19 protein-coding genes are annotated in these 19,398 nt (G+C 54.5%); 11 read left to right on the forward strand and 8 right to left on the reverse strand.

Annotated elements, in window-relative coordinates; translation table 11 throughout:
* Positions 1 to 113: 113 nt before the first annotated feature.
* On the reverse strand, positions 114 to 626 hold the full coding sequence (mobB, locus tag DW58_RS00135; protein ID WP_024548275.1) for a molybdopterin-guanine dinucleotide biosynthesis protein MobB: 513 nt from the start codon (positions 624 to 626) through the stop codon (positions 114 to 116).
* Positions 626 to 1,204, reverse strand: a complete 579-nt coding sequence (gene mobA / locus DW58_RS00140) for a molybdenum cofactor guanylyltransferase MobA (protein WP_409371857.1) — start codon at positions 1,202 to 1,204, stop codon at positions 626 to 628. Before mobA ends, mobB begins: the two co-directional genes overlap by 1 nt.
* A gap of 71 nt (positions 1,205 to 1,275) precedes the next feature.
* Here mobA and DW58_RS00145 point away from each other — a divergent pair, with 71 nt between their 5' ends.
* From DW58_RS00145 to dsbA, 3 genes are all read left to right on the forward strand, one after another.
* Positions 1,276 to 1,545: a YihD family protein gene (locus DW58_RS00145; RefSeq protein ID WP_024548277.1), complete on the forward strand. Its 270-nt coding sequence runs from the start codon at positions 1,276 to 1,278 to the stop codon at positions 1,543 to 1,545.
* A gap of 76 nt (positions 1,546 to 1,621) precedes the next feature.
* Positions 1,622 to 2,608, forward strand: coding sequence for a serine/threonine protein kinase (locus tag DW58_RS00150; RefSeq protein WP_024548278.1), 987 nt, complete (start codon positions 1,622 to 1,624; stop codon positions 2,606 to 2,608).
* Between the two features lie 27 nt (positions 2,609 to 2,635).
* Entirely contained in the window at positions 2,636 to 3,259 is a 624-nt protein-coding gene (gene dsbA, locus DW58_RS00155; protein ID WP_024548279.1) for a thiol:disulfide interchange protein DsbA, read from the forward strand.
* A gap of 12 nt (positions 3,260 to 3,271) precedes the next feature.
* Here dsbA and DW58_RS00160 read toward each other — a convergent pair whose 3' ends face one another.
* Positions 3,272 to 4,180 carry an acyltransferase gene (locus DW58_RS00160; RefSeq protein ID WP_024548280.1) on the reverse strand — a complete coding sequence of 303 codons (909 nt, stop codon included), beginning with the start codon at positions 4,178 to 4,180 and terminating at the stop codon, positions 3,272 to 3,274.
* Between the two features lie 421 nt (positions 4,181 to 4,601).
* Between DW58_RS00160 and polA the strand changes: the two genes are divergently transcribed.
* The gene (gene polA, locus DW58_RS00165) at positions 4,602 to 7,388 is read left to right on the forward strand and encodes a DNA polymerase I (protein ID WP_024548281.1); all 2,787 of its coding nucleotides are present in this window, start codon (positions 4,602 to 4,604) and stop codon (positions 7,386 to 7,388) included.
* Between the two features lie 165 nt (positions 7,389 to 7,553).
* The gene (gene spfP, locus DW58_RS21635) at positions 7,554 to 7,601 is read left to right on the forward strand and encodes a small protein SpfP (protein ID WP_071892919.1); all 48 of its coding nucleotides are present in this window, start codon (positions 7,554 to 7,556) and stop codon (positions 7,599 to 7,601) included.
* A gap of 94 nt (positions 7,602 to 7,695) precedes the next feature.
* Here the strand turns inward: spfP and yihA are convergent, their stop codons facing one another.
* Positions 7,696 to 8,331: a ribosome biogenesis GTP-binding protein YihA/YsxC gene (gene yihA / locus DW58_RS00170; RefSeq protein WP_024548282.1), complete on the reverse strand. Its 636-nt coding sequence runs from the start codon at positions 8,329 to 8,331 to the stop codon at positions 7,696 to 7,698.
* A 583-nt stretch (positions 8,332 to 8,914) separates the two neighbouring features.
* On the opposite strand from yihA, the gene yihI reads away from it, so the two are divergent.
* Both yihI and hemN read left to right on the forward strand, forming a co-directional pair.
* Positions 8,915 to 9,433 carry a Der GTPase-activating protein YihI gene (yihI, locus tag DW58_RS00175; RefSeq protein ID WP_024548283.1) on the forward strand — a complete coding sequence of 173 codons (519 nt, stop codon included), beginning with the start codon at positions 8,915 to 8,917 and terminating at the stop codon, positions 9,431 to 9,433.
* 187 nt (positions 9,434 to 9,620) lie between these two features.
* On the forward strand, positions 9,621 to 10,994 hold the full coding sequence (hemN, locus tag DW58_RS00180; RefSeq protein WP_024548284.1) for an oxygen-independent coproporphyrinogen III oxidase: 1,374 nt from the start codon (positions 9,621 to 9,623) through the stop codon (positions 10,992 to 10,994).
* A 39-nt stretch (positions 10,995 to 11,033) separates the two neighbouring features.
* Here the strand turns inward: hemN and DW58_RS20760 are convergent, their stop codons facing one another.
* The 4 genes from DW58_RS20760 to glnA all read right to left on the reverse strand — a co-directional run bounded on the left by DW58_RS20760 (position 11,034) and on the right by glnA (position 15,389).
* The gene (locus DW58_RS20760) at positions 11,034 to 11,156 is read right to left on the reverse strand and encodes a YshB family small membrane protein (protein WP_146145020.1); all 123 of its coding nucleotides are present in this window, start codon (positions 11,154 to 11,156) and stop codon (positions 11,034 to 11,036) included.
* A gap of 107 nt (positions 11,157 to 11,263) precedes the next feature.
* Complete coding sequence (gene glnG / locus DW58_RS00185; protein ID WP_024548285.1) at positions 11,264 to 12,673, reverse strand: nitrogen regulation protein NR(I); 1,410 nt, start codon at positions 12,671 to 12,673, stop codon at positions 11,264 to 11,266.
* A gap of 8 nt (positions 12,674 to 12,681) precedes the next feature.
* On the reverse strand, positions 12,682 to 13,731 hold the full coding sequence (gene glnL, locus DW58_RS00190) for a nitrogen regulation protein NR(II) (protein WP_024548286.1): 1,050 nt from the start codon (positions 13,729 to 13,731) through the stop codon (positions 12,682 to 12,684).
* A gap of 248 nt (positions 13,732 to 13,979) precedes the next feature.
* Positions 13,980 to 15,389 (reverse strand): glutamate--ammonia ligase, encoded by a 1,410-nt coding sequence (gene glnA, locus DW58_RS00195; protein WP_024548287.1) that lies wholly within the window; start codon positions 15,387 to 15,389, stop codon positions 13,980 to 13,982.
* 383 nt (positions 15,390 to 15,772) lie between these two features.
* Here glnA and typA point away from each other — a divergent pair, with 383 nt between their 5' ends.
* From typA to DW58_RS00210, 4 genes are all read left to right on the forward strand, one after another.
* A complete protein-coding gene (gene typA / locus DW58_RS00200; protein ID WP_024548288.1) occupies positions 15,773 to 17,596 on the forward strand; it encodes a ribosome-dependent GTPase TypA in 1,824 nt (607 codons plus the stop codon).
* 355 nt (positions 17,597 to 17,951) lie between these two features.
* Positions 17,952 to 18,422, forward strand: coding sequence for an Hcp family type VI secretion system effector (locus DW58_RS00205; protein ID WP_029696525.1), 471 nt, complete (start codon positions 17,952 to 17,954; stop codon positions 18,420 to 18,422).
* A 17-nt stretch (positions 18,423 to 18,439) separates the two neighbouring features.
* Positions 18,440 to 18,802, forward strand: a complete 363-nt coding sequence (locus DW58_RS19745) for a tlde1 domain-containing protein (protein WP_071789234.1) — start codon at positions 18,440 to 18,442, stop codon at positions 18,800 to 18,802.
* Complete coding sequence (locus tag DW58_RS00210) at positions 18,799 to 19,383, forward strand: hypothetical protein (protein WP_051195542.1); 585 nt, start codon at positions 18,799 to 18,801, stop codon at positions 19,381 to 19,383. Before DW58_RS19745 ends, DW58_RS00210 begins: the two co-directional genes overlap by 4 nt.
* Positions 19,384 to 19,398 lie beyond the last annotated feature (15 nt).

Below are 19,398 nucleotides of genomic sequence, written 5' to 3' on the forward strand. Positions count from 1 at the left end.
ACTGCCAGGCATCAAATTGAAGAACCCTCAGCGAAAGCTGAGGGTTTTTTGCATTCCGGTGCCGGGAAAACCCGGCGGCATTGCACTTCCCGTCCCGTCCGCCCCCTATAAAATTAATCAGCAGACCTGTACAGCCAGCCGGTGATAAACCGCACCACGTCAGCAGGCTGGTTAAGATCCAGCACCGGGACCGGCACCGCGAGCGCACTGTCGCTGGCTACCGCGATCACATACTCATCCAGCGTCAATGATGCTTCACCGTGCCCCGTACTGTGCCGGTAAAGCAGGATTTTAGGGATAGCTTCGTGTTTAAAACCTTCTACTAACACGATATCCAGTTTCGACGTATCCATCCGACTGACTAAAAAATGCAGATCCAACGGCGCCTCGTCGGGCGTTTCGGTCATCAGCGCCCACCGCTTCTGACTGGCAACCAGCGTTTGCGCCGCGCCCGCTTTCCGCAGCTTATAGCTGTCCTTACCGGGCGTATCCACATCCATATCATGATGCGTATGCTTAATAAGACCGGGACGCAGCCCTTGCTCGCACAGCAGGGGAATAACTTTTTGCAGCAGCGTGGTTTTTCCGGTGCCGCTCCATGCGGAGAACGCCAGTAAAGGGATCATCAGTTCTTCTCCCAGCGCGCCAGATCTTCAGGCGTATTCATATTGATAAATACATCGCTCTCTTTATCGAACAGAACGCTATGCGCACCGATGGCACGCATAAAGGCCATCACGCGGCGGTCATCCCCCTGCAAACGCTCGTTGAGCGCGGGCGCGACAGCACGGTGCATTAATACAATGGCCGGGTGATCGCGCTCGCCGTCTTTGACCCACACCGCAGGCGCGCTACCGCGAGCCGCCTCAAGCCGTGTGGCCAGATCCAACGGGATAAACGGCGTATCGCATGGGCAAAACAGATACCATTCGCTGGCCATGGCCTGCATGACGGCAAGCATGCCGGCCAGTGGCCCCTGGAATCCGTCGATCGCATCGCTAATGACCGGGTAGCCTCCCGCGCGGTACTGCTCTGCGTGGCGGTTAGCGCTGACAACAAGCGCATCTGTCTGGTTCACGAGGCGTGCAGCCACATGCTGCCAGAGCGGTTTGCCGTGCAGTGTCAGTAGCCCTTTATCCGCGCCACCCATACGGCTGGATTGCCCGCCCGCCAGTACAACCCCGGTAAGGTGAGTCTGCGCCACGTTAATATCTCCTCTTTTATTGTGGGTATGAGCCTGCTAACGTGTGTCTCTCACGTCAAAGGAGCACCATTATGAAATGCAAACGCCTGAATGAAGTTATCGAACTGCTTCAGCCCGCCTGGCAGAAAGAGCCGGACCTTAACCTGATGCAATTCTTGCAGAAACTGGCGCAAGAGTCAGGCTATACCGGCGATCTTGCGGATCTCACCGATGACATCCTTATTTACCAGCTCAAAATGCGCGATAGCGCTAAAGATGAGGCGATCCCTGGCCTCAAAAAAGACTATGAGGAAGATTTCAAAACCGCGCTGCTGCGCGCGCGTGGCGTAATTAAAGAGTAAAACCTTGTAAGAGAAACTACCGCTGCTTTCTGGAGATGATATCCTCAATCATTCGCTGTAATTTCCGGAAAACGGGATGAACGACACTGCTTTTACTTTCAAGACCTTAAACCCGGATACCATTCTCGACGCACTGTTTGAACACGGGATCAGAGTGGATTCCGGGCTTACACCGCTCAACAGCTTCGAAAACCGCGTTTATCAGTTTCAGGACGAGGATCGCCAGCGCTTTGTGGTGAAATTTTATCGTCCTCAGCGCTGGAGCGCGGAGCAAATCGCCGAAGAACATCAGTTCGCCCTTGAACTACAGGCGGATGAGATCCCGATGGCAGCCCCGCTGCGGTTTAACGGTAAAACCGTGCTCACCCATCAGGGTTATTACTTCGCTGTGTTTCCAAGCCTGGGCGGACGGCAGTATGAAGCGGACAACATCGATCAGATGGAGTGGGTAGGGCGCTATCTGGGCCGAATCCACCAGACCGGTCGCCGCGAGCGTTTCCAGCATCGTCCTGAAATGGGCGTGAAAGAATACCTGCTTGAACCGCGTCAGGTGTTTGAGCACAGCAATCTGATGCCCGCCGCGCTGAAAGATCGGTTTCTCAAGACCACTGACGAACTCATCGATGCGGTGATGGCCCAGTGGCACGGCCGCTTCAACCTCCTGCGCCTGCACGGAGACTGCCACCCGGGTAACATACTCTGGCGCGACGGGCCGTTGTTCGTTGACCTCGATGATGCGCGTACGGGCCCGGCGGTGCAGGACCTGTGGATGCTGCTCAACGGCGATAAAGCAGAGCAGAGAATGCAACTGGAAACGATCATCGAAGCCTATGAAGAGTTCTGCCCCTTTAATACCGAAGAGCTTGCCCTGATTGAGCCTTTACGGGCGATGCGCTTAGTGTATTACCTGGCGTGGCTGATTCGACGCTGGGACGATCCTGCGTTCCCTAAAAATTTCCCCTGGCTGACTGGCGAAGATTACTGGCTCAGACAGACAGCAACCTTTGCGGAGCAGATCAAGACGCTGCGCGAACCCCCTTTACAACTTGTGCCAATGTATTAATCCCCACTATTCAGGAGAGCGTTATTTATGAAAAAGATTTGGCTGGCGCTGGCAGGTATGATTCTGGCATTCAGCGCTTCGGCGGCCCAGATTACGGACGGCAAAGAGTACATCACGCTGGAAAAACCGGTTAACGGCGAGCCGCAGGTGCTGGAGTTCTTCTCCTTCTACTGCCCGCACTGCTACCAGTTTGAAGAAGTGCTCCACGTCTCTGATAACGTGAAGAAAAAGCTGCCGGAAGGCACCAAAATGACCAAGTATCACGTCGAGTTCCTCGGCCCGTTGGGTAAAGAGCTGACTCAGGCGTGGGCTGTGGCGATGGCACTGGGCGTAGAAGATAAAGTAACCGCGCCAATCTTCGAAGGCGTTCAGAAGACCCAGACCGTACAGACTGTGGCCGATATCCGTAAGGTCTTCATTGATGCCGGCGTTAAACCGGAAGAGTATGACGCCGCCTGGAACAGCTTCGTGGTGAAATCGCTGGTTGCGCAGCAGGAGAAAGCAGCAGCCGACCTGCAGCTTCAGGGTGTACCGGCGATGTTTGTGAACGGCAAATATCAGGTTAACCCGCAGGGAATGGACACCAGTAATATGGATGCATTCCTTATTCAGTATGCAGATACCGTAAAACAGCTGGTTGAAAAGAAATAAAAACAGGGCCGGTCATTGACCGGCCTTTTTGTATTGCGACGTTAATCTCGCCAGCTGCATATCCTTCGCATGCCATAACGCATTCAGCCAGTGCTGAAAACGCCGCTTAAAATCTTTATCGTTCAGATAATCCCCACGCAGCGAATCTGTAACCGGTATTAACTCAACCCGCACCATAACCCGACGCAGCCTGCCGGACAGCATGTCATAAAAAGGTCGCGCATCGTTTTGCGGATAACAGAGCGTCACGTTCACTATTTTATCGAACTGCAAACCGGACACGCTCATCGCCATCGCAATGCCAGCCGCTTTTGGCGGTAATAGATGCTGAAAGGGTGAGCCCAGCCGAAGACGTTTTTCCTCGGTAAATCGTGACCCCTCCACGAAATTGACGATGGTGGTCGGGCGAAAGCGAAACATTTCACACGCGCGGCGCGTAGTGTCTATATCTCGTCCGCGGCGTTCAGGGTGCTTTAAAAGATAACTCTTTGAATATCTGCGCATAAACGGCATGTCCAGTGCCCAACAGGCCAGGCCAATAAAGGGCACCCACGCCAGCTCCTGCTTAAGAAAATATTTATTCATCGGCAAATGTTTGCGAAACAATACGCAAAGCACCACGATATCCGCCCAGCTATGGTGGTTACCGATCAGCAGATACCAGCTCTTTTTATTGAGCTTCTGAATACCCTCCACGTCCCATTGCAAACCGGGATTCAGATGCAGTAATAACGCCAGCCCTTCACACCAGCAATACATTATGAAATCACAGAAGCGGGAGATAGCCCGGCGGGCAGCGGCAAACGGCAAAAGTAATTTACTCACCCCGGCGGCAATAATAGGGACAGAGCAGATCACGGTGACGGCAATGGTAAGGACGACGCTCACTATTAGCGTTATCGCGGCGAGTAATTTCGACATATCAGGAAGATCAAAAGAAGTGGAACGTAGCGTTCGTCAGGATTCGAAGCGCGGATTTTATCAGAAACGCAGCGTTAAATATTGCGCACGAACGTAACCGGGCGCTACAGCGTGGGTTAATCAGGTATTCGAAGGCGCAGCGGCACAAATATAATTTATATCCACATTACGGTTTGTACCTGATGAAATGATTCACATAAGCAGCTAATGCTTAACGCTATGATTTTAAAGTTCTTTTTAAGTTATGCTTGCAATAACATCATAATGTTATTAAAGGCTTATGATTTTGTGCACAAAGTTATCCACAGGAAGGTTTTGCGAGGCCGCTTCCTGATGCTGAATTCTTCAGGCGTAAAATTTCATGTTTAACGGCGGTCTATGGCATCCTTTAACCATAAATTGATAAACAGGCATGGACACTATGGTTCAGATTCCCCAAAACCCCCTTATCCTCGTTGATGGTTCCTCTTACCTGTACCGGGCCTATCACGCCTTCCCGCCGTTGACCAACAGCGCCGGTGAGCCGACAGGGGCGATGTACGGTGTGCTGAACATGCTGCGCAGCCTTATCATGCAGTACCAACCGACTCACGCCGCCGTCGTCTTTGACGCCAAGGGTAAAACCTTCCGTGATGAACTGTTTGAGCATTACAAGTCGCATCGCCCACCGATGCCTGACGACCTGCGTGCGCAGATTGAACCGCTGCATGAAATGGTTAAAGCCATGGGCCTGCCGCTGCTCGCCGTCTCTGGCGTCGAAGCGGATGACGTCATCGGCACGCTGGCGCGCGAAGCGGAAAAAGCGGGGCGCGCGGTGCTTATCAGTACGGGCGATAAAGACATGGCGCAGCTGGTGACGCCGGGCATTACGCTTATCAACACCATGACCAATACCATCCTCGGGCCGGAAGAGGTCGTGACCAAGTACGGCGTACCGCCTGAACTGATCATCGATTTCCTCGCGCTGATGGGCGACTCGTCGGATAACATTCCTGGCGTACCGGGCGTGGGTGAAAAAACAGCACAGGCGCTGCTGCAGGGGCTTGGCGGCCTGGATACCCTCTACGGCGAGCCGGAAAAAATTGCCTCACTCAGTTTCCGTGGGGCGAAAACTATGGCCGCTAAGCTTGCCGACAACAAAGAGGTGGCGTACCTCTCGTATCAGCTGGCGACCATCAAAACCGATGTTGAACTGGAACTGACCGCTGAACAGCTGGAAGTGCAGCAGCCGGCGGCCGATGCGCTGCTGGAAATGTTCAAACGTTACGAGTTTAAGCGCTGGACGGCCGACGTTGAAGCCGGGAAATGGCTTCAGGCGAAAGGCGGCAAACCCGCAGCGAAGCCCCAGGAAACGATCGTCATCGACGAGGAGCCGGATGAGCCGGCGGTGGCCATTTCGCAGGAGCACTACGTTACCATTCTGGATGAAGCCACGCTTCAGGAGTGGATTACCCGTCTGAAGCAGGCGCCGCTGTTTGCCTTTGATACCGAAACCGACAGCCTTGATAACCATTCGGCGAAGCTGGTGGGGCTCTCCTTTGCCACGGAGCCTGGCGTGGCGGCCTACCTGCCGGTAGCGCATGACTATCTGGATGCACCCGATCAGGTTTCGCGCGAGCGCGCGCTGGAACTGCTTAAGCCGCTGCTGGAAGACGAGAAAGCGCTTAAGGTGGGGCAGAACCTGAAATACGATCGCGGCGTGCTGCAAAACTACGGCATTGAACTGCGCGGCATCGCGTTTGATACCATGCTGGAATCCTACATTCTGAACAGCGTGTCAGGACGCCATGATATGGATTCCATGGCCCAGCGCCTGCTGAAACACAAAACTATTACCTTTGAAGAGATTGCCGGCAAAGGTAAAAATCAGCTGACGTTTAATCAGATTGCCCTTGAGCAGGCGGCACCTTACGCCGCGGAGGATGCTGACGTCACCCTGCAGCTGCACCTGAAAATGTGGCCGAAACTGCAAAACGAGGCCGGACCGCGCGCGGTGTTTGAAAACATTGAGATGCCGCTGGTGCCGGTGCTGTCACGCATCGAGCGTAACGGGGTAAAAATCGACCCCGCGGTGCTGCATAAGCACTCCGAAGAGCTCACCCTGCGTCTGGCCGAGCTTGAGCAAAAAGCACATGAGATCGCCGGTGAGGCGTTTAACCTCTCCTCCACCAAGCAGCTGCAAACCATCCTGTTTGAAAAGCAGGGTATCAAGCCGCTGAAGAAGACGCCGGGCGGGGCACCGTCCACCTCAGAAGAGGTGCTGGAAGAGCTGGCGCTGGACTATCCGCTGCCGAAAGTCATTCTGCAGTATCGTGGTCTGGCGAAGCTGAAGTCGACCTATACCGACAAGCTGCCGCTGATGATCAACCCGAAAACCGGGCGCGTTCACACCTCGTACCATCAGGCGGTGACGGCAACCGGGCGCCTCTCCTCAACCGATCCTAACCTGCAAAACATTCCGGTGCGTAACGATGAAGGTCGACGCATTCGTCAGGCGTTTATCGCCCCGGAGGATTACGTGATTGTCTCGGCGGACTACTCGCAGATTGAGCTGCGCATTATGGCGCATCTGTCGCGTGACAAAGGCCTGCTGGACGCCTTTGCTCAGGGGCTTGACATCCACCGCGCTACCGCGGCGGAAGTGTTTGGCATGTCGCTTGAGCAGGTGAGCGGTGAGCAGCGCCGCAGTGCTAAAGCGATCAACTTCGGGCTTATCTATGGCATGAGCGCTTTCGGTCTTTCTCGCCAGTTGAACATCTCGCGCAAAGAGTCCCAGAAGTACATGGATCTCTACTTCGAACGTTATCCGGGCGTGCTGGAGTACATGGAGCGCACCCGCAAGCAGGCGAAAGAACAAGGGTATGTCGAAACGCTGGACGGGCGCCGTCTCTACTTGCCGGATATCAACTCCAGCAATGCCGCGCGTCGCGCCGGCGCTGAACGCGCAGCGATCAATGCGCCGATGCAGGGTACGGCCGCCGATATCATCAAGCGCGCCATGATCGATGTTGACCGCTGGCTGGAAAATGACAAGCCACGCGTGCAGCTCATCATGCAGGTTCACGATGAACTGGTGTTTGAAGTGCATAAAGATGACGTCGAAGCCGTATCGAAAACTATCCATGAACTGATGGAAAACAGCATGAAGCTTGATGTTCCGCTGCTGGTGGAAGTGGGGAGTGGAGCAAACTGGGATCTGGCGCACTAAGGTGCGTCATCCGCAGCCTTAATTCTGTAACTTAGCAACATAACTAATAGCTTTTTGTGATAATCATTAGAATTTGCTATGTAAAGGCTGAAAAAAAACTACAAAAAGTGCTTTGTGTGTCCCGGAAAAAGCGGTAGAGTTATTCGCGTAGGGTACAGAGGTAAGATGTTCTATCTTTCAGACCTTTTACTTCACGTAATCGGATTTGGCTGAATATTTTAGCCGCCCCAGTCAGTTATGACTGGGGCGTTTTTTATTGCGCGTCGTCTGGCGAGGTCGCGCAGGCAGCGGGCCCACGCGCTAAGTCTTACTCGTCGGCAGCTGTCTCTTCCACCACCGGCGGCAGGTCGTTAAACCAGCTATCCAGCTTCGCTCGCAGTTTATCCACGCCCTGTTTTTTCAGGGATGAGAAGGCTTCAACCTGCACATCGCCGTTAAAGGCCAGCACCGCTTCGCGCACCATGTTCAGCTGCGCCTTGCGCGCCCCGCTGGCAAGCTTGTCGGCTTTCGTCAGCAGCACCAGCACGGAAATTTCGCTGTCCACCGCCCATTCAATCATCTGCTGATCGAGATCTTTTAGCGGATGACGGATATCCATCAGCACTACCAGACCCTGTAAACACTGGCGCTTCTCAAGGTATTCACCCAGCGCACGCTGCCATTTGATTTTCATCTCTTCCGGCACCTGCGCGTAGCCATAGCCCGGCAGGTCGACAAGACGCTTGCCATCGGCGACTTCAAACAGGTTGATAAGCTGCGTACGACCCGGTGTTTTACTGGTGCGCGCCAGACCCTTCTGATTGGTCAGGGTGTTCAGTGCGCTGGATTTGCCGGCGTTTGAACGCCCGGCAAAGGCCACTTCGATACCGGTATCGGAGGGCAGATGGCGGATATCAGGCGCGCTGGTGACAAAGTGCGTCTGTTGGTAATTCCAGGTAGTCAAAACGGTTCTCTCCGTCTGGATATAAGCTTTCGGGCGATTATACCTGAACCGGGGGAAAAGACCGTGGCTGATTACAGGGCGAGCGGGCATTCTTCCTGCCTGGGTGTAAGACATCGCCCCGTTATACTGGCCGAGATTTGGGACAAATCCCATGTTGCCCATGCCGTAATTTTTATAAATAACATCTGCTTAGCGATAGAGAACTATCTTAATTTCAGCGTTAAACGGTGCGGCAGGGTTGCCTGTTTCGTCGGGGAAGGTAAAGTAGATCCTACAAAGCACGGAGCTTGCAGGATTTACTCAGGATGAGTCGCAGGAAACGTCACGGAGACGAAGCGCGGGAATAGCCAGGATGGCGAACGTCGGGGACGTTATCAAACGGAACAGGGAACCTGACAGGGACGGTTAGTAGCATACGGAAAGACAAGGTTTGTCGACAGCACGCAGGGATGAACGCGCCCTTCGCGGGTGCAAGGTCAGTAAAAAAGGCGACAGTTTATTCTGTCGCCTTTTTTCTTTACTTGCTTTCTGCTAGATTCCGCCGCAATTCTATACTTTATAAAACAGCCGAAGACGATCTCCTATGAAGCAACCAGCCCCTGCGCGTGGCAAAGCCCCCGCGAAAGCGCGTCGTAAAACACGTGAAGAAATCAATCAGGAAGCGCGTGACCGTAAGCGTGACAAAAAGCATCGCGGCCACGCCGCCGGAAGCCGTGCCGCTGGCGGAGCCGAGCAGCAGAAGAAAAGCGGTCGTGGTGCCCAGGGCCAGGATCCGCGCATCGGCAGCAAGAAACCCATTCAACTGGGCGTGACTGACGCCGCGCCCGTCAAAAAGCAGCAGCAACCGAAGAGTGAGAAAAAGATGCTATCACCGCAGGCTGAACTGGAAATGCTGGAAAATGACGATCGTCTGGACGGGCTGCTGGAGCGCCTGGAAGAGGGTGAAACCCTGAGCGCAGACGAGCAGAGCTGGGTGGATGAAAAGCTCGACCGCATCGATGCCCTGATGCAGCAGCTGGGTCTCTCCTATGATGACGAAGACGATGAGCCGGAAGAAGCGCGTGAAGACGATCTGATGCGTCTGCTTAAAGGCGGAAACTAACCGTTACCCCTATGGGCCTGACCGTCCTGCTCATTGTTTTACCAATTGTATGTTATCTGGTGTGGTTATTCGTTAAACTACAGCGGCTGTCGCGGCGCAGATCCTGGTTGCGCAGCCGGCTCCTTACGCGTGGTGCGGGAAGACCGGCACACCGTACCCGACCGCGGCATCATCGGAAGGAGTGAGAATGTCTGAGCAGTTGATCGACTGGGATCTGGCCCTGATCCAGAAATATAACTATTCCGGGCCGCGTTACACCTCATACCCCACAGCGCTCGAATTTTCTGAGCAGTTTGGCGACGCCGACTTTCAGCAGGCGGTAGCGCGTTACCCTGAGCGGCCGCTGTCGCTGTACGTGCACATCCCGTTTTGCCACAAGCTCTGCTATTTCTGCGGATGCAATAAAATTGTGACTCGCCAGCAGCATAAAGCCGACCAGTATCTCGATGCGTTAGAGCAGGAGATCGTGCATCGCGCACCGCTGTTTAAAAACCGGCACGTCAGTCAGCTTCACTGGGGCGGCGGTACGCCAACCTACCTGAACAAGGCGCAAATCAGCCGCCTGATGACGCTGCTGCGTGAAAATTTCGCGTTTATGCCTGACGCGGAGATCTCCATCGAAGTTGACCCGCGTGAGATCGAGCTGGACGTGCTGGACCACCTGCGCGGGGAAGGCTTTAATCGCCTGAGCATGGGCGTGCAGGACTTCAACAAAGAGGTTCAGCGCCTCGTTAACCGCGAGCAGGACGAGGAGTTCATCTTTGCGTTGCTGCGCCGCGCGCGCGACATCGGCTTTACCTCGACCAATATCGATTTAATCTACGGCCTGCCGAAGCAGACGCCGGAGAGCTTCGCCTTTACCCTTGAGCGCGTGGCCGAGCTCAATCCGGATCGCCTGAGCGTGTTCAACTATGCGCACCTGCCGACGCTGTTCGCCGCGCAGCGCAAGATTAAGGATGCCGACCTGCCGTCAGCGCAGCAGAAGCTCGACATCCTGCAGCAGACCATTACCTCTTTGACCCATGCCGGCTATCAGTTTATTGGGATGGACCACTTCGCTCGTCCGGATGACGAGTTGGCCATCGCCCAGCGCGATGGGGTGCTGCACCGCAATTTCCAGGGCTATACCACCCAGGGCGACACCGATCTGTTAGGTATGGGCGTTTCTGCCATCAGCATGATTGGCGACTGTTACGCCCAGAACCAGAAAGAGCTGAAGCGCTATTATCAGCAGGTTGATGAGCAGGGCAATGCCCTGTGGCGCGGCCTGGCGCTGACCCGGGATGACTGCATTCGTCGGGACGTGATCAAATCGCTCATCTGTAACTTCCGGCTGACGTTTGCGGATATTGAGCGCGTCTGGGGCATTCGCGTCGCGGATTACTTTGCGGAAGATTTGCAGCTGCTGGCGCCGCTGGCAAAAGATGGGCTGGTGGACGTTAACGAGGCGGAAATCGTAGTGACGCCGAAAGGACGCCTGCTGATCCGTAATATCTGTATGTGCTTTGACGTGTACCTGCGGCAGAAAGCGCGCCTGCAGCAGTTCTCGCGGGTGATCTAAGCGGGAAAGCAGGAGAGGGAGGCCCCTCTCCTGTTCTGGTTAATTCAAAAAGTTAACCAGGGCCGCGCACAGAATCGCGGCGATAGCCGTCTGTGGCGTGTGGCTTACGGCAGCGCCGACTTCCGCGCTGCTGGATGCCATCTGTAAAAGTGATTCCAGCATAAAACCCTCAAAAACCCTTCCCGTGAACGCGCCCGATCATACGCAACTTGCCGCCGCAGTAAAGTACAAAATAGCAGCAGTTTTCGGTCTTATTTCAGAACCGTGCGCTACTCCATACCTAACTCTTTGAGCTTACGCGTTAAGGTGTTGCGCCCCCAGCCTAACAGGCGTGCGGCCTCCTGCTTGTGGCCCTGGGTATGGCGCAGCGCCGTGGTCAGCAACGTCCGCTCCATCTCAGGCTGCGCCTCAGATAGCAGGTTCTGATGGCCTGAACGCAGCGCGCGGTCCGCCCACTGGGCAAGCAGCGTCGCCCAGCTGTCCGGTAGCGCCTGAGACGGGGTGTCCGGCGTTGCGGTGTCGAACAGTTCCGGAGGCAGATCCTGAATCAATACCTCCTGGCCCGCGGCCATCACCGTCAGCCAGCGGCAGGTGTTTTCAAGCTGACGCACGTTGCCCGGCCACGCCAGGCGCGTGAGCGCCGCTTCGGTTTCGGGATGCAGCAGTTTGGCTTCCACGCCCAGCTCCTGCGCGGCGATCTGCAAAAAGTGACGGGCGAGACGCGGGATATCTTCCCGGCGTTCGCGCAGCGGCGGCAGGTGGACGCGGATCACGTTCAGACGATGGAATAAATCCTCACGGAATTTGCCCTCCTGCACGCGCAGCTCAAGGTTCTGGTGCGTCGCGGCAATAATGCGCACGTCTACCTTCACCGGCGCATAGCCCCCCACGCGATAGAACTGGCCGTCGGCCAGCACGCGCAGCAGACGGGTCTGCACATCGAGCGGCATATCGCCGATTTCATCGAGGAACAGCGTACCGCCATCGGCCTGTTCAAAACGGCCCTGACGGATCTGGCTGGCACCGGTAAAAGCGCCTTTTTCGTGCCCGAATAGCTCAGACTCAATCAAATCTTTGGGGATCGCCGCCATGTTCAGGGCGATAAACGGGGCTTTCGCCCGCGGGCTGTGGCGATGCAGCGCATGGGCCACCAGCTCTTTACCGGTCCCGGATTCACCGTTAATCAGCACGCTGATGGAGGAGCGCGACAGGCGACCAATTATCCGGAACACGTCCTGCATAGCCGGCGCTTCGCCGATGATATCCGCCGTCGGGCCAAAGACCTGCACGTTGCGGGGCTGCTGCTGCTCCTGATAGTGGCTGATAGCGCGCTCCACCAGCGCCACCGCCTCGTCGATGTCGAACGGCTTCGGCAGGTAGTCAAACGCCCCTTGCTGATAGGCGCTGACGGCGGCGTCGAGGTCAGAGTGAGCGGTCATAATGATGACCGGAAGCATCGGATGGCGCTGCTTAATCTGCTTGAGCAGCGCCAGGCCATCCATGCCGGGCATACGAATGTCCGACAGCAGCACGTCCGGGGTTTTGGTGGTCAGGGCGTTCAGCACCTCATTGCCGCTTTCAAAGGTGGTGCAACTTAACCCGGCGCCGGTTAGCGCGCGTTCCAGCACCCAGCGAATGGAGCTATCGTCATCGACGATCCAGACTATCCCTCGTTGCATATAGACCTCTATTTGCGAATAGGCAGGTAAAGCGAAAATTCGGTATGACCCGGCCAACTGTTAAATTCGATTTTCCCGGAATGCTGGTCAATAAGGCTGCGGGCGATGGACAGCCCGAGTCCGGTGCCGCCCTCCCGGCCGCTGACCATCGGGTAGAAAAGCGTGTCCTGCAAATGCGCCGGGATACCCGGGCCGTTGTCTTCCACGTCAATGCGCGCCGCCAGCCGGTAGCGCGTCCCGTGCAGCGTCAGCTGGAACGCGGTGCGGGTGCGCAGGATGATTTCGCCGCCCGCCGGGCCAAGCGCCTGAAGCGCGTTGCGAACGATATTAAGCAGAACCTGCTCAATCTGATCCGGGTCGTGGGCGAATTCCGGCAGGCTCGGGTCGTAGTCGCGCACCAGCTGGACGTTACCCGGCAGCTCCATCGACACCAGCTTCACCACCCGCTCTGCGACCTTATGGATGCTCTCCGTCACGTGCATGCCCGGTTGCTGCGGGCCAAGCAGCCGATCCACCAGATTACGCAGTCGGTCGGCCTGCTCGATAATCACGTTGGTGTATTCAGTCAGCGACGGGTCGGGAAGCGCTTTGGTCAACAGCTGCGCCGCGCCGCGTAGCCCGCCGAGCGGATTTTTAATCTCATGCGCCAGGCCGCGCACCAGATCCCGGGCGGCCACCTGCTGCGCATGTTGAAGCTGCTCCTGACTAAGACGGCGCTGATTATCCATCGGCGCCATCTCCAGCAGGATTAATCCATCCGGCAGGCGCTGCGCGGTCAGCGAGAGAATGTGCGAGCGGCCATCAATGACCAGCGTCACCTCGTTGTCGGTAAAGCCCTGGCCTGCGCTCAGGCTCTCCTGCATCAGCGGGATGTTGAGTGAGAAGTAGCTCAGCAGCTCCGGCAGCGGCGTGCCGAACAGCTTGCGTGAGCTTTGAGCCAGCAGCTGCTGCGCCGCCGGGTTGGCGTAATGCACCGCCAGGTCGTCATCGACCAGCAGAATACTGTTGATTAACGCGTTGAGGATCTGCCCTGCATCGGGTAGCGCACCTGTTGCCATCCAGCAGTCTCCGAGGGTTTGCACCAATTTAGTGCATTATAGGCTTTCAGTTCGGTAAGGCGATGTTATTTGTCGTGTTCTTCAGCTAAAAAACGACAACAAGCAAAAATGCCTTACTGAACTCCCTATCACGTAGCCATCTGTTGCGGAGAAAAAAGCCCATCCGAAGATGGGCCAAAAGTTTCCACGGCAACAAAAAATCAGTTAACGGTCATCATGCAGCGCCGGACGTGCGCGCCGCGTATGACTTACACGCTGTAATACAGTTCGAACTCAACCGGATGCGGCGTCATGCGCACGCGGTCGTTCTCTTCGATACGCAGGGCGATGTAGGCATCAATCGCCTCATCGGTGAATACGCCACCCGCGGTCAGGAACTCGCGGTCCTGATCCAGTGCGTTGAGGGCTTCTTCCAGCGAGCCAGCAACCTGTGGGATCTCTTTCGCTTCTTCCGGCGGCAGGTCATACAGGTTTTTGTCCATCGCTTCGCCCGGATGGATTTTGTTCTTGATACCGTCGAGGCCAGCCATCAGCAGCGCGGCAAAGCACAGGTACGGGTTAGCGGCCGGGTCCGGGAAGCGCACTTCGATACGACGCGCTTTCGGAGAGGCAACCACCGGGATACGGATAGAAGCGGAGCGGTTACGGGCAGAGTAGGCCAGCATAACCGGTGCTTCATAACCCGGGACCAGACGCTTATAGGAGTTGGTGGTCGGGTTCGCCAGGGCGTTGATTGCTTTTGCGTGTTTGATGACGCCACCGATGTAGAACAGCGCCTGCTCGGACAGACCGGCGTATTTGTCGCCAGAGAACAGGTTGGTGCCGTTTTTGGACAGCGACATGTGGCAGTGCATACCGGAACCGTTATCGCCAAACATCGGTTTTGGCATGAAGGTCGCGGTTTTGCCGAAGCGGTGCGCCACGTTGTGAACCACATATTTGTAGATCTGAATTTCGTCCGCTTTTTTGGTCATGGTGTTGAAGCGGGTAGCCACTTCGTTCTGACCTGCGGTTGCCACTTCGTGGTGGTGCGCTTCAACTACCAGGCCCATCTCTTCCATCACCATACACATGGTGGAACGGATATCCTGGGAGGAGTCGACCGGCGGAACCGGGAAATAGCCGCCTTTCACGCCCGGACGATGGCCTTTGTTGCCGCCTTCATATTTGGTGGCGGAGTTCCACGCGCCTTCGATATCGTCGATGGCAACGTGAGAACCGGAGATGGAGCTGCCGAAACGGATGTCGTCGAACAGGAAGAACTCTGGCTCCGGCCCGAACAGAACGGTGTCGGCGATACCGGTTGAGCGCAGGTACTCTTCAGCGCGTTTAGCGATGGAGCGCGGGTCGCGGTCGTAGCCCTGCATGGTGCCCGGCTCGAGGATATCGCAACGGATGATAAGCGTCGGCTCTTCAAAGAACGGGTCAATGACAGCGGTAGAAGCGTCAGGCATCAGCACCATGTCGGATTCGTTGATACCTTTCCAGCCACCAATCGAGGAGCCATCAAACATTTTGCCTTCTTCAAAGAAGTCAGCGTTAACCTGATGGGAAGGGATCGTGACGTGCTGCTCTTTACCTTTGGTGTCGGTGAAGCGTAAATCGACAAACTTCACTTCATGTTCATTCAGCATCGTCAAAACGTGTTCAGCGGACATACTTGCACTCTCCCGGATTTTGTCATTGTCGTCGTCGTGGTAACGAGGTTTTCAAACACTGTATCAAAGTGGCGTTCTCGCTCTGTTTTGTATAAAGCGAAATCTGTGCCAACTTTCAAATTACCCCAAAAAGGCGCTATCATGCGCACCATAGTGCAAACGAGCTGCACCACCGTGGACATATTGCACCAATATAGTGCCTTTGTGTAAAAAATGGGCACTGTATTGGTGCAATTTGCGTTAGTGGGCTCGTACCTGCTCCGTGAAAACGATCACAAAGCCCTGCTGCAATACTTGTTTGCGAAGGATCTTTGTGATCTTGTTCAGTCCTGCGATTAATCCGTGTACAATAACGCGCTATTTCTAATGCCTGAGGCAAAGTTGTGATCGAAAATCTGCGTAACATCGCCATCATCGCGCACGTCGACCATGGGAAAACGACCCTGGTTGATAAGCTGCTCCAACAGTCTGGTACGTTCAGCGAACGTGCGGAAACCACTGAGCGTGTGATGGACTCCAACGATTTGGAGAAAGAGCGTGGGATTACCATCCTCGCTAAAAACACCGCTATCAAATGGAATGATTACCGTATCAACATCGTTGATACCCCCGGCCACGCCGACTTCGGTGGCGAAGTTGAACGTGTAATGTCCATGGTTGACTCAGTACTGCTGGTCGTTGACGCAATGGATGGCCCTATGCCGCAGACGCGCTTCGTGACCAAAAAGGCGTTTGCCCATGGTCTGAAGCCGATCGTTGTTATCAACAAAGTTGACCGTCCGGGCGCGCGCCCTGACTGGGTTGTTGACCAGGTATTCGACCTGTTCGTTAACCTCGACGCGACTGACGAGCAGCTGGACTTCCCGATCGTTTACGCTTCTGCGCTGAACGGTATCGCGGGTCTGGACCACTCTGATATGGCGGACGACATGACCCCGCTGTACCAGGCTATCGTCGACCACGTCCCGTCTCCGAACGTTGACCTCGACGGCCCGCTGCAGATGCAGATCTCCCAGCTGGACTACAACAACTATCTGGGCGTTATCGGCATTGGCCGCATCAAGCGCGGTAAAGTGAAGCCGAACCAGCAGGTTACCGTTATCGATAGCGAAGGCAAAACGCGCAACGGTAAAGTAGGTAAAGTGCTGGGCCATCTGGGTCTGGAGCGTATTGATAGCGAACTCGCGGAAGCGGGCGACATCATCGCTATCACCGGCCTGGGCGAGCTGAACATCTCCGACACGATTTGCGATCCGCAAAACGTAGAAGCGCTACCGGCGCTGTCCGTTGATGAGCCGACCGTCACCATGTTCTTCAACGTCAACACCTCGCCGTTCTGTGGTAAAGAAGGTAAGTACGTGACTTCACGTCAGATCCTCGACCGCCTGAACAAAGAGCTGGTGCACAACGTAGCGCTGCGCGTTGAAGAAACTGAAGATGCTGATGCGTTCCGCGTATCCGGTCGTGGTGAGCTTCACCTGTCCGTACTGATCGAAAACATGCGTCGTGAAGGCTTCGAGCTGGCGGTTTCCCGTCCGAAAGTAATCTTCCGCGAAATCGATGGTCGCAAGCAGGAGCCGTTCGAGAACGTGACCCTGGACATCGAAGAGCAGCATCAGGGTTCCGTGATGCAGGCGATGGGTGAGCGTAAAGGCGACCTGAAAAACATGGATCCGGATGGCAAAGGTCGCGTACGTCTCGACTACGTTATCCCAAGCCGTGGTCTGATCGGTTTCCGTAACGAATTCATGACCATGACCTCTGGTACCGGTCTGCTGTACTCCACCTTCAGCCACTACGACGACGTTCGTCCGGGCGAAGTGGGCCAGCGTCAGAACGGCGTGCTGATCTCTAACGGTCAGGGTAAAGCGGTAGCCTTCGCCCTGTTCGGTCTGCAGGATCGCGGTAAGCTGTTCCTGGGTCACGGTGCGGAAGTGTATGAAGGCCAGATCATCGGTATTCACAGCCGCTCTAACGACCTGACCGTTAACTGCCTGACCGGTAAGAAGCTGACCAACATGCGTGCTTCCGGTACTGACGAAGCCACCACCCTTGTTCCGCCGATCAAAATGACGCTGGAGCAGGCGCTGGAGTTTATCGATGACGACGAACTGGTAGAAGTTACTCCGGTATCCGTACGTATCCGTAAACGTCACCTGACGGAAAACGACCGTAAGCGTGCCAGCCGCGGTCCGAAAGACGCGTAATCAGGCTCGTAAAATAAGAAGCCGCTCAATTGAGCGGCTTTTTTTATGCGTAAGGGTAACCGCTTTTTCCTTTCTCTACTGGCGTCGCTTTCTGTGACCTCAAGCAATGCACGGCGATATAAGTCCCGGTAGAAATGCGCAGTAATTCATAAAATAAATAAAGTAATCATTACTACTGCTACCAGCCTAATATTAATCACCATGAAATATTTTAAATGATGTCAGCGGTAAACATTGCACATACTCTATGCCATATGTTTTATTGATTAACATCAATAGCATTTTTAATAAGGTTTTTTCTGAAGGATAACAGGCAGGATAATTATCCTCTTTATAACACCAGGGGATGGATTATATGGCTATTCCAGTTTACTTATGGCTTGAGGATGACGGTGGGGCGATTATAAAAGGTGATGTTGATGTAGGCGGTAGAGAGGGAAGTATTGAAGTGAGTGAGCTCATGCACTCAGTAGAACTGCCCATAGATCCTTTGACCGGAAAGACTACAGCAAAACGTCTACACAGCGCATATTCATTTATGAAAAACGTCGATAATTGCTCCTCCTTTTTATATAAAGCCCTGGCTACAGGTCAGCGGCTTAATGCGGCTATTTTCAGGTTCTATCGTATAAATTGTAATGGTCAGGAGGAAGAGTATTTCAGAACGATACTGGAGAATGTCAGGGTGACAGAAATTGAGTCATTTATGCTCGACGCTAAAAATCCTCAATGGGAACGGCATGACCACCTTGAATATATTGACCTCGCTTACGAAAAGATAACCTGGCATTATCTTGATGGTAATATTATTTATTCTGACCAATGAAAGTGGTGGGCTGCATAATGGCATGGGAATATGACGTAGCAACGCATACCTTTACTCACAATGGTGAAAGATACGCCGCAGATTATGCGGGTGCGACAGGGTATAAGAATAATAGCTCTCAGGAGTGTATCAGCGGCAAAGGTCCCCTCCCCAGAGGCACTTATAAAATCGGCGCACCTCACAACTCTGCTCATACGGGAAAATACACTCTGAACCTGACTCCTGTCCTGAGCAGCGCTATGTGCGGCCGTTCTGCTTTTCGTATTCATGGAGCTAGCAAGAGGCATCCTCTTGATTCATCGGAAGGATGTATTATCGCGCCTCTTGGCGTAAGGAAGGCTATCTGGGCGAGTGGTGATACGGAGTTAAAAGTAAAATGAGGTATTTCCTCCTTGCAGTTGCTGCTCTTTTTTCGTCTGTCGCGATGGCTACACAGATGGAAGGTTTTGGCGCCAACTACTACGACTACGATAACTTATCTGTCACCCGCTATGTCACTCATAACGCCTTAGTGCCTGATGTGATAGTGGGCGATGGTCTGTTTGTAATGGAATTTAGCAGTCTTGCAGACATTGCAAAAAAGACTGGCGTCGCGGTTAATCAGGACGACAGGGCATCATGGATTTGCCTGAGCGCTACGGGTATTAACTACTGGTTTATCTCTGATAACGAGATGGGGCACGGCGATTTGACCACCATCGCGGTTGCCAGCGATGGCAAGCAAAAAGGCTGTTCTTCTTACGGTGGTGATTTACGCGTCAAAGTGAAGGGAATCCCGTTACTGGGGGCAGCCGCTAACGATCTCGCATTGACCTTTCCGAACGAGCCTGGCGGTAACATCACGCAATATTGCACTGACACCAAACGTTACGGTGATTTCACGCAAACAAACTGTCTTCAATATTATTTCGACCATAAAACGGTTGGAGGCGTAATGATTAGCCAGATGACATCCAACTAAATAGCCGATAAAGGC

This window comes from Siccibacter turicensis LMG 23730 (genome assembly GCF_000463155.2).
GTDB lineage: Bacteria > Pseudomonadota > Gammaproteobacteria > Enterobacterales > Enterobacteriaceae > Siccibacter > Siccibacter turicensis.

Coding starts and splice junctions, on each gene's coding strand:
- mobB (WP_024548275.1), bottom strand. CDS start 626: ATGATCCCTTTACTGGCGTTCTCCGCATGGAGCGGCACCGGAAAAACC.
- DW58_RS00145 (WP_024548277.1), top strand. CDS start 1,276: ATGAAATGCAAACGCCTGAATGAAGTTATCGAACTGCTTCAGCCCGCC.
- DW58_RS00150 (WP_024548278.1), top strand. CDS start 1,622: ATGAACGACACTGCTTTTACTTTCAAGACCTTAAACCCGGATACCATT.
- dsbA (WP_024548279.1), top strand. CDS start 2,636: ATGAAAAAGATTTGGCTGGCGCTGGCAGGTATGATTCTGGCATTCAGC.
- DW58_RS00160 (WP_024548280.1), bottom strand. CDS start 4,180: ATGTCGAAATTACTCGCCGCGATAACGCTAATAGTGAGCGTCGTCCTT.
- polA (WP_024548281.1), top strand. CDS start 4,602: ATGGTTCAGATTCCCCAAAACCCCCTTATCCTCGTTGATGGTTCCTCT.
- yihI (WP_024548283.1), top strand. CDS start 8,915: ATGAAGCAACCAGCCCCTGCGCGTGGCAAAGCCCCCGCGAAAGCGCGT.
- hemN (WP_024548284.1), top strand. CDS start 9,621: ATGTCTGAGCAGTTGATCGACTGGGATCTGGCCCTGATCCAGAAATAT.
- DW58_RS20760 (WP_146145020.1), bottom strand. CDS start 11,156: ATGCTGGAATCACTTTTACAGATGGCATCCAGCAGCGCGGAAGTCGGC.
- glnG (WP_024548285.1), bottom strand. CDS start 12,673: ATGCAACGAGGGATAGTCTGGATCGTCGATGACGATAGCTCCATTCGC.
- glnL (WP_024548286.1), bottom strand. CDS start 13,731: ATGGCAACAGGTGCGCTACCCGATGCAGGGCAGATCCTCAACGCGTTA.
- glnA (WP_024548287.1), bottom strand. CDS start 15,389: ATGTCCGCTGAACACGTTTTGACGATGCTGAATGAACATGAAGTGAAG.
- DW58_RS00205 (WP_029696525.1), top strand. CDS start 17,952: ATGGCTATTCCAGTTTACTTATGGCTTGAGGATGACGGTGGGGCGATT.
- DW58_RS19745 (WP_071789234.1), top strand. CDS start 18,440: ATGGCATGGGAATATGACGTAGCAACGCATACCTTTACTCACAATGGT.
- DW58_RS00210 (WP_051195542.1), top strand. CDS start 18,799: ATGAGGTATTTCCTCCTTGCAGTTGCTGCTCTTTTTTCGTCTGTCGCG.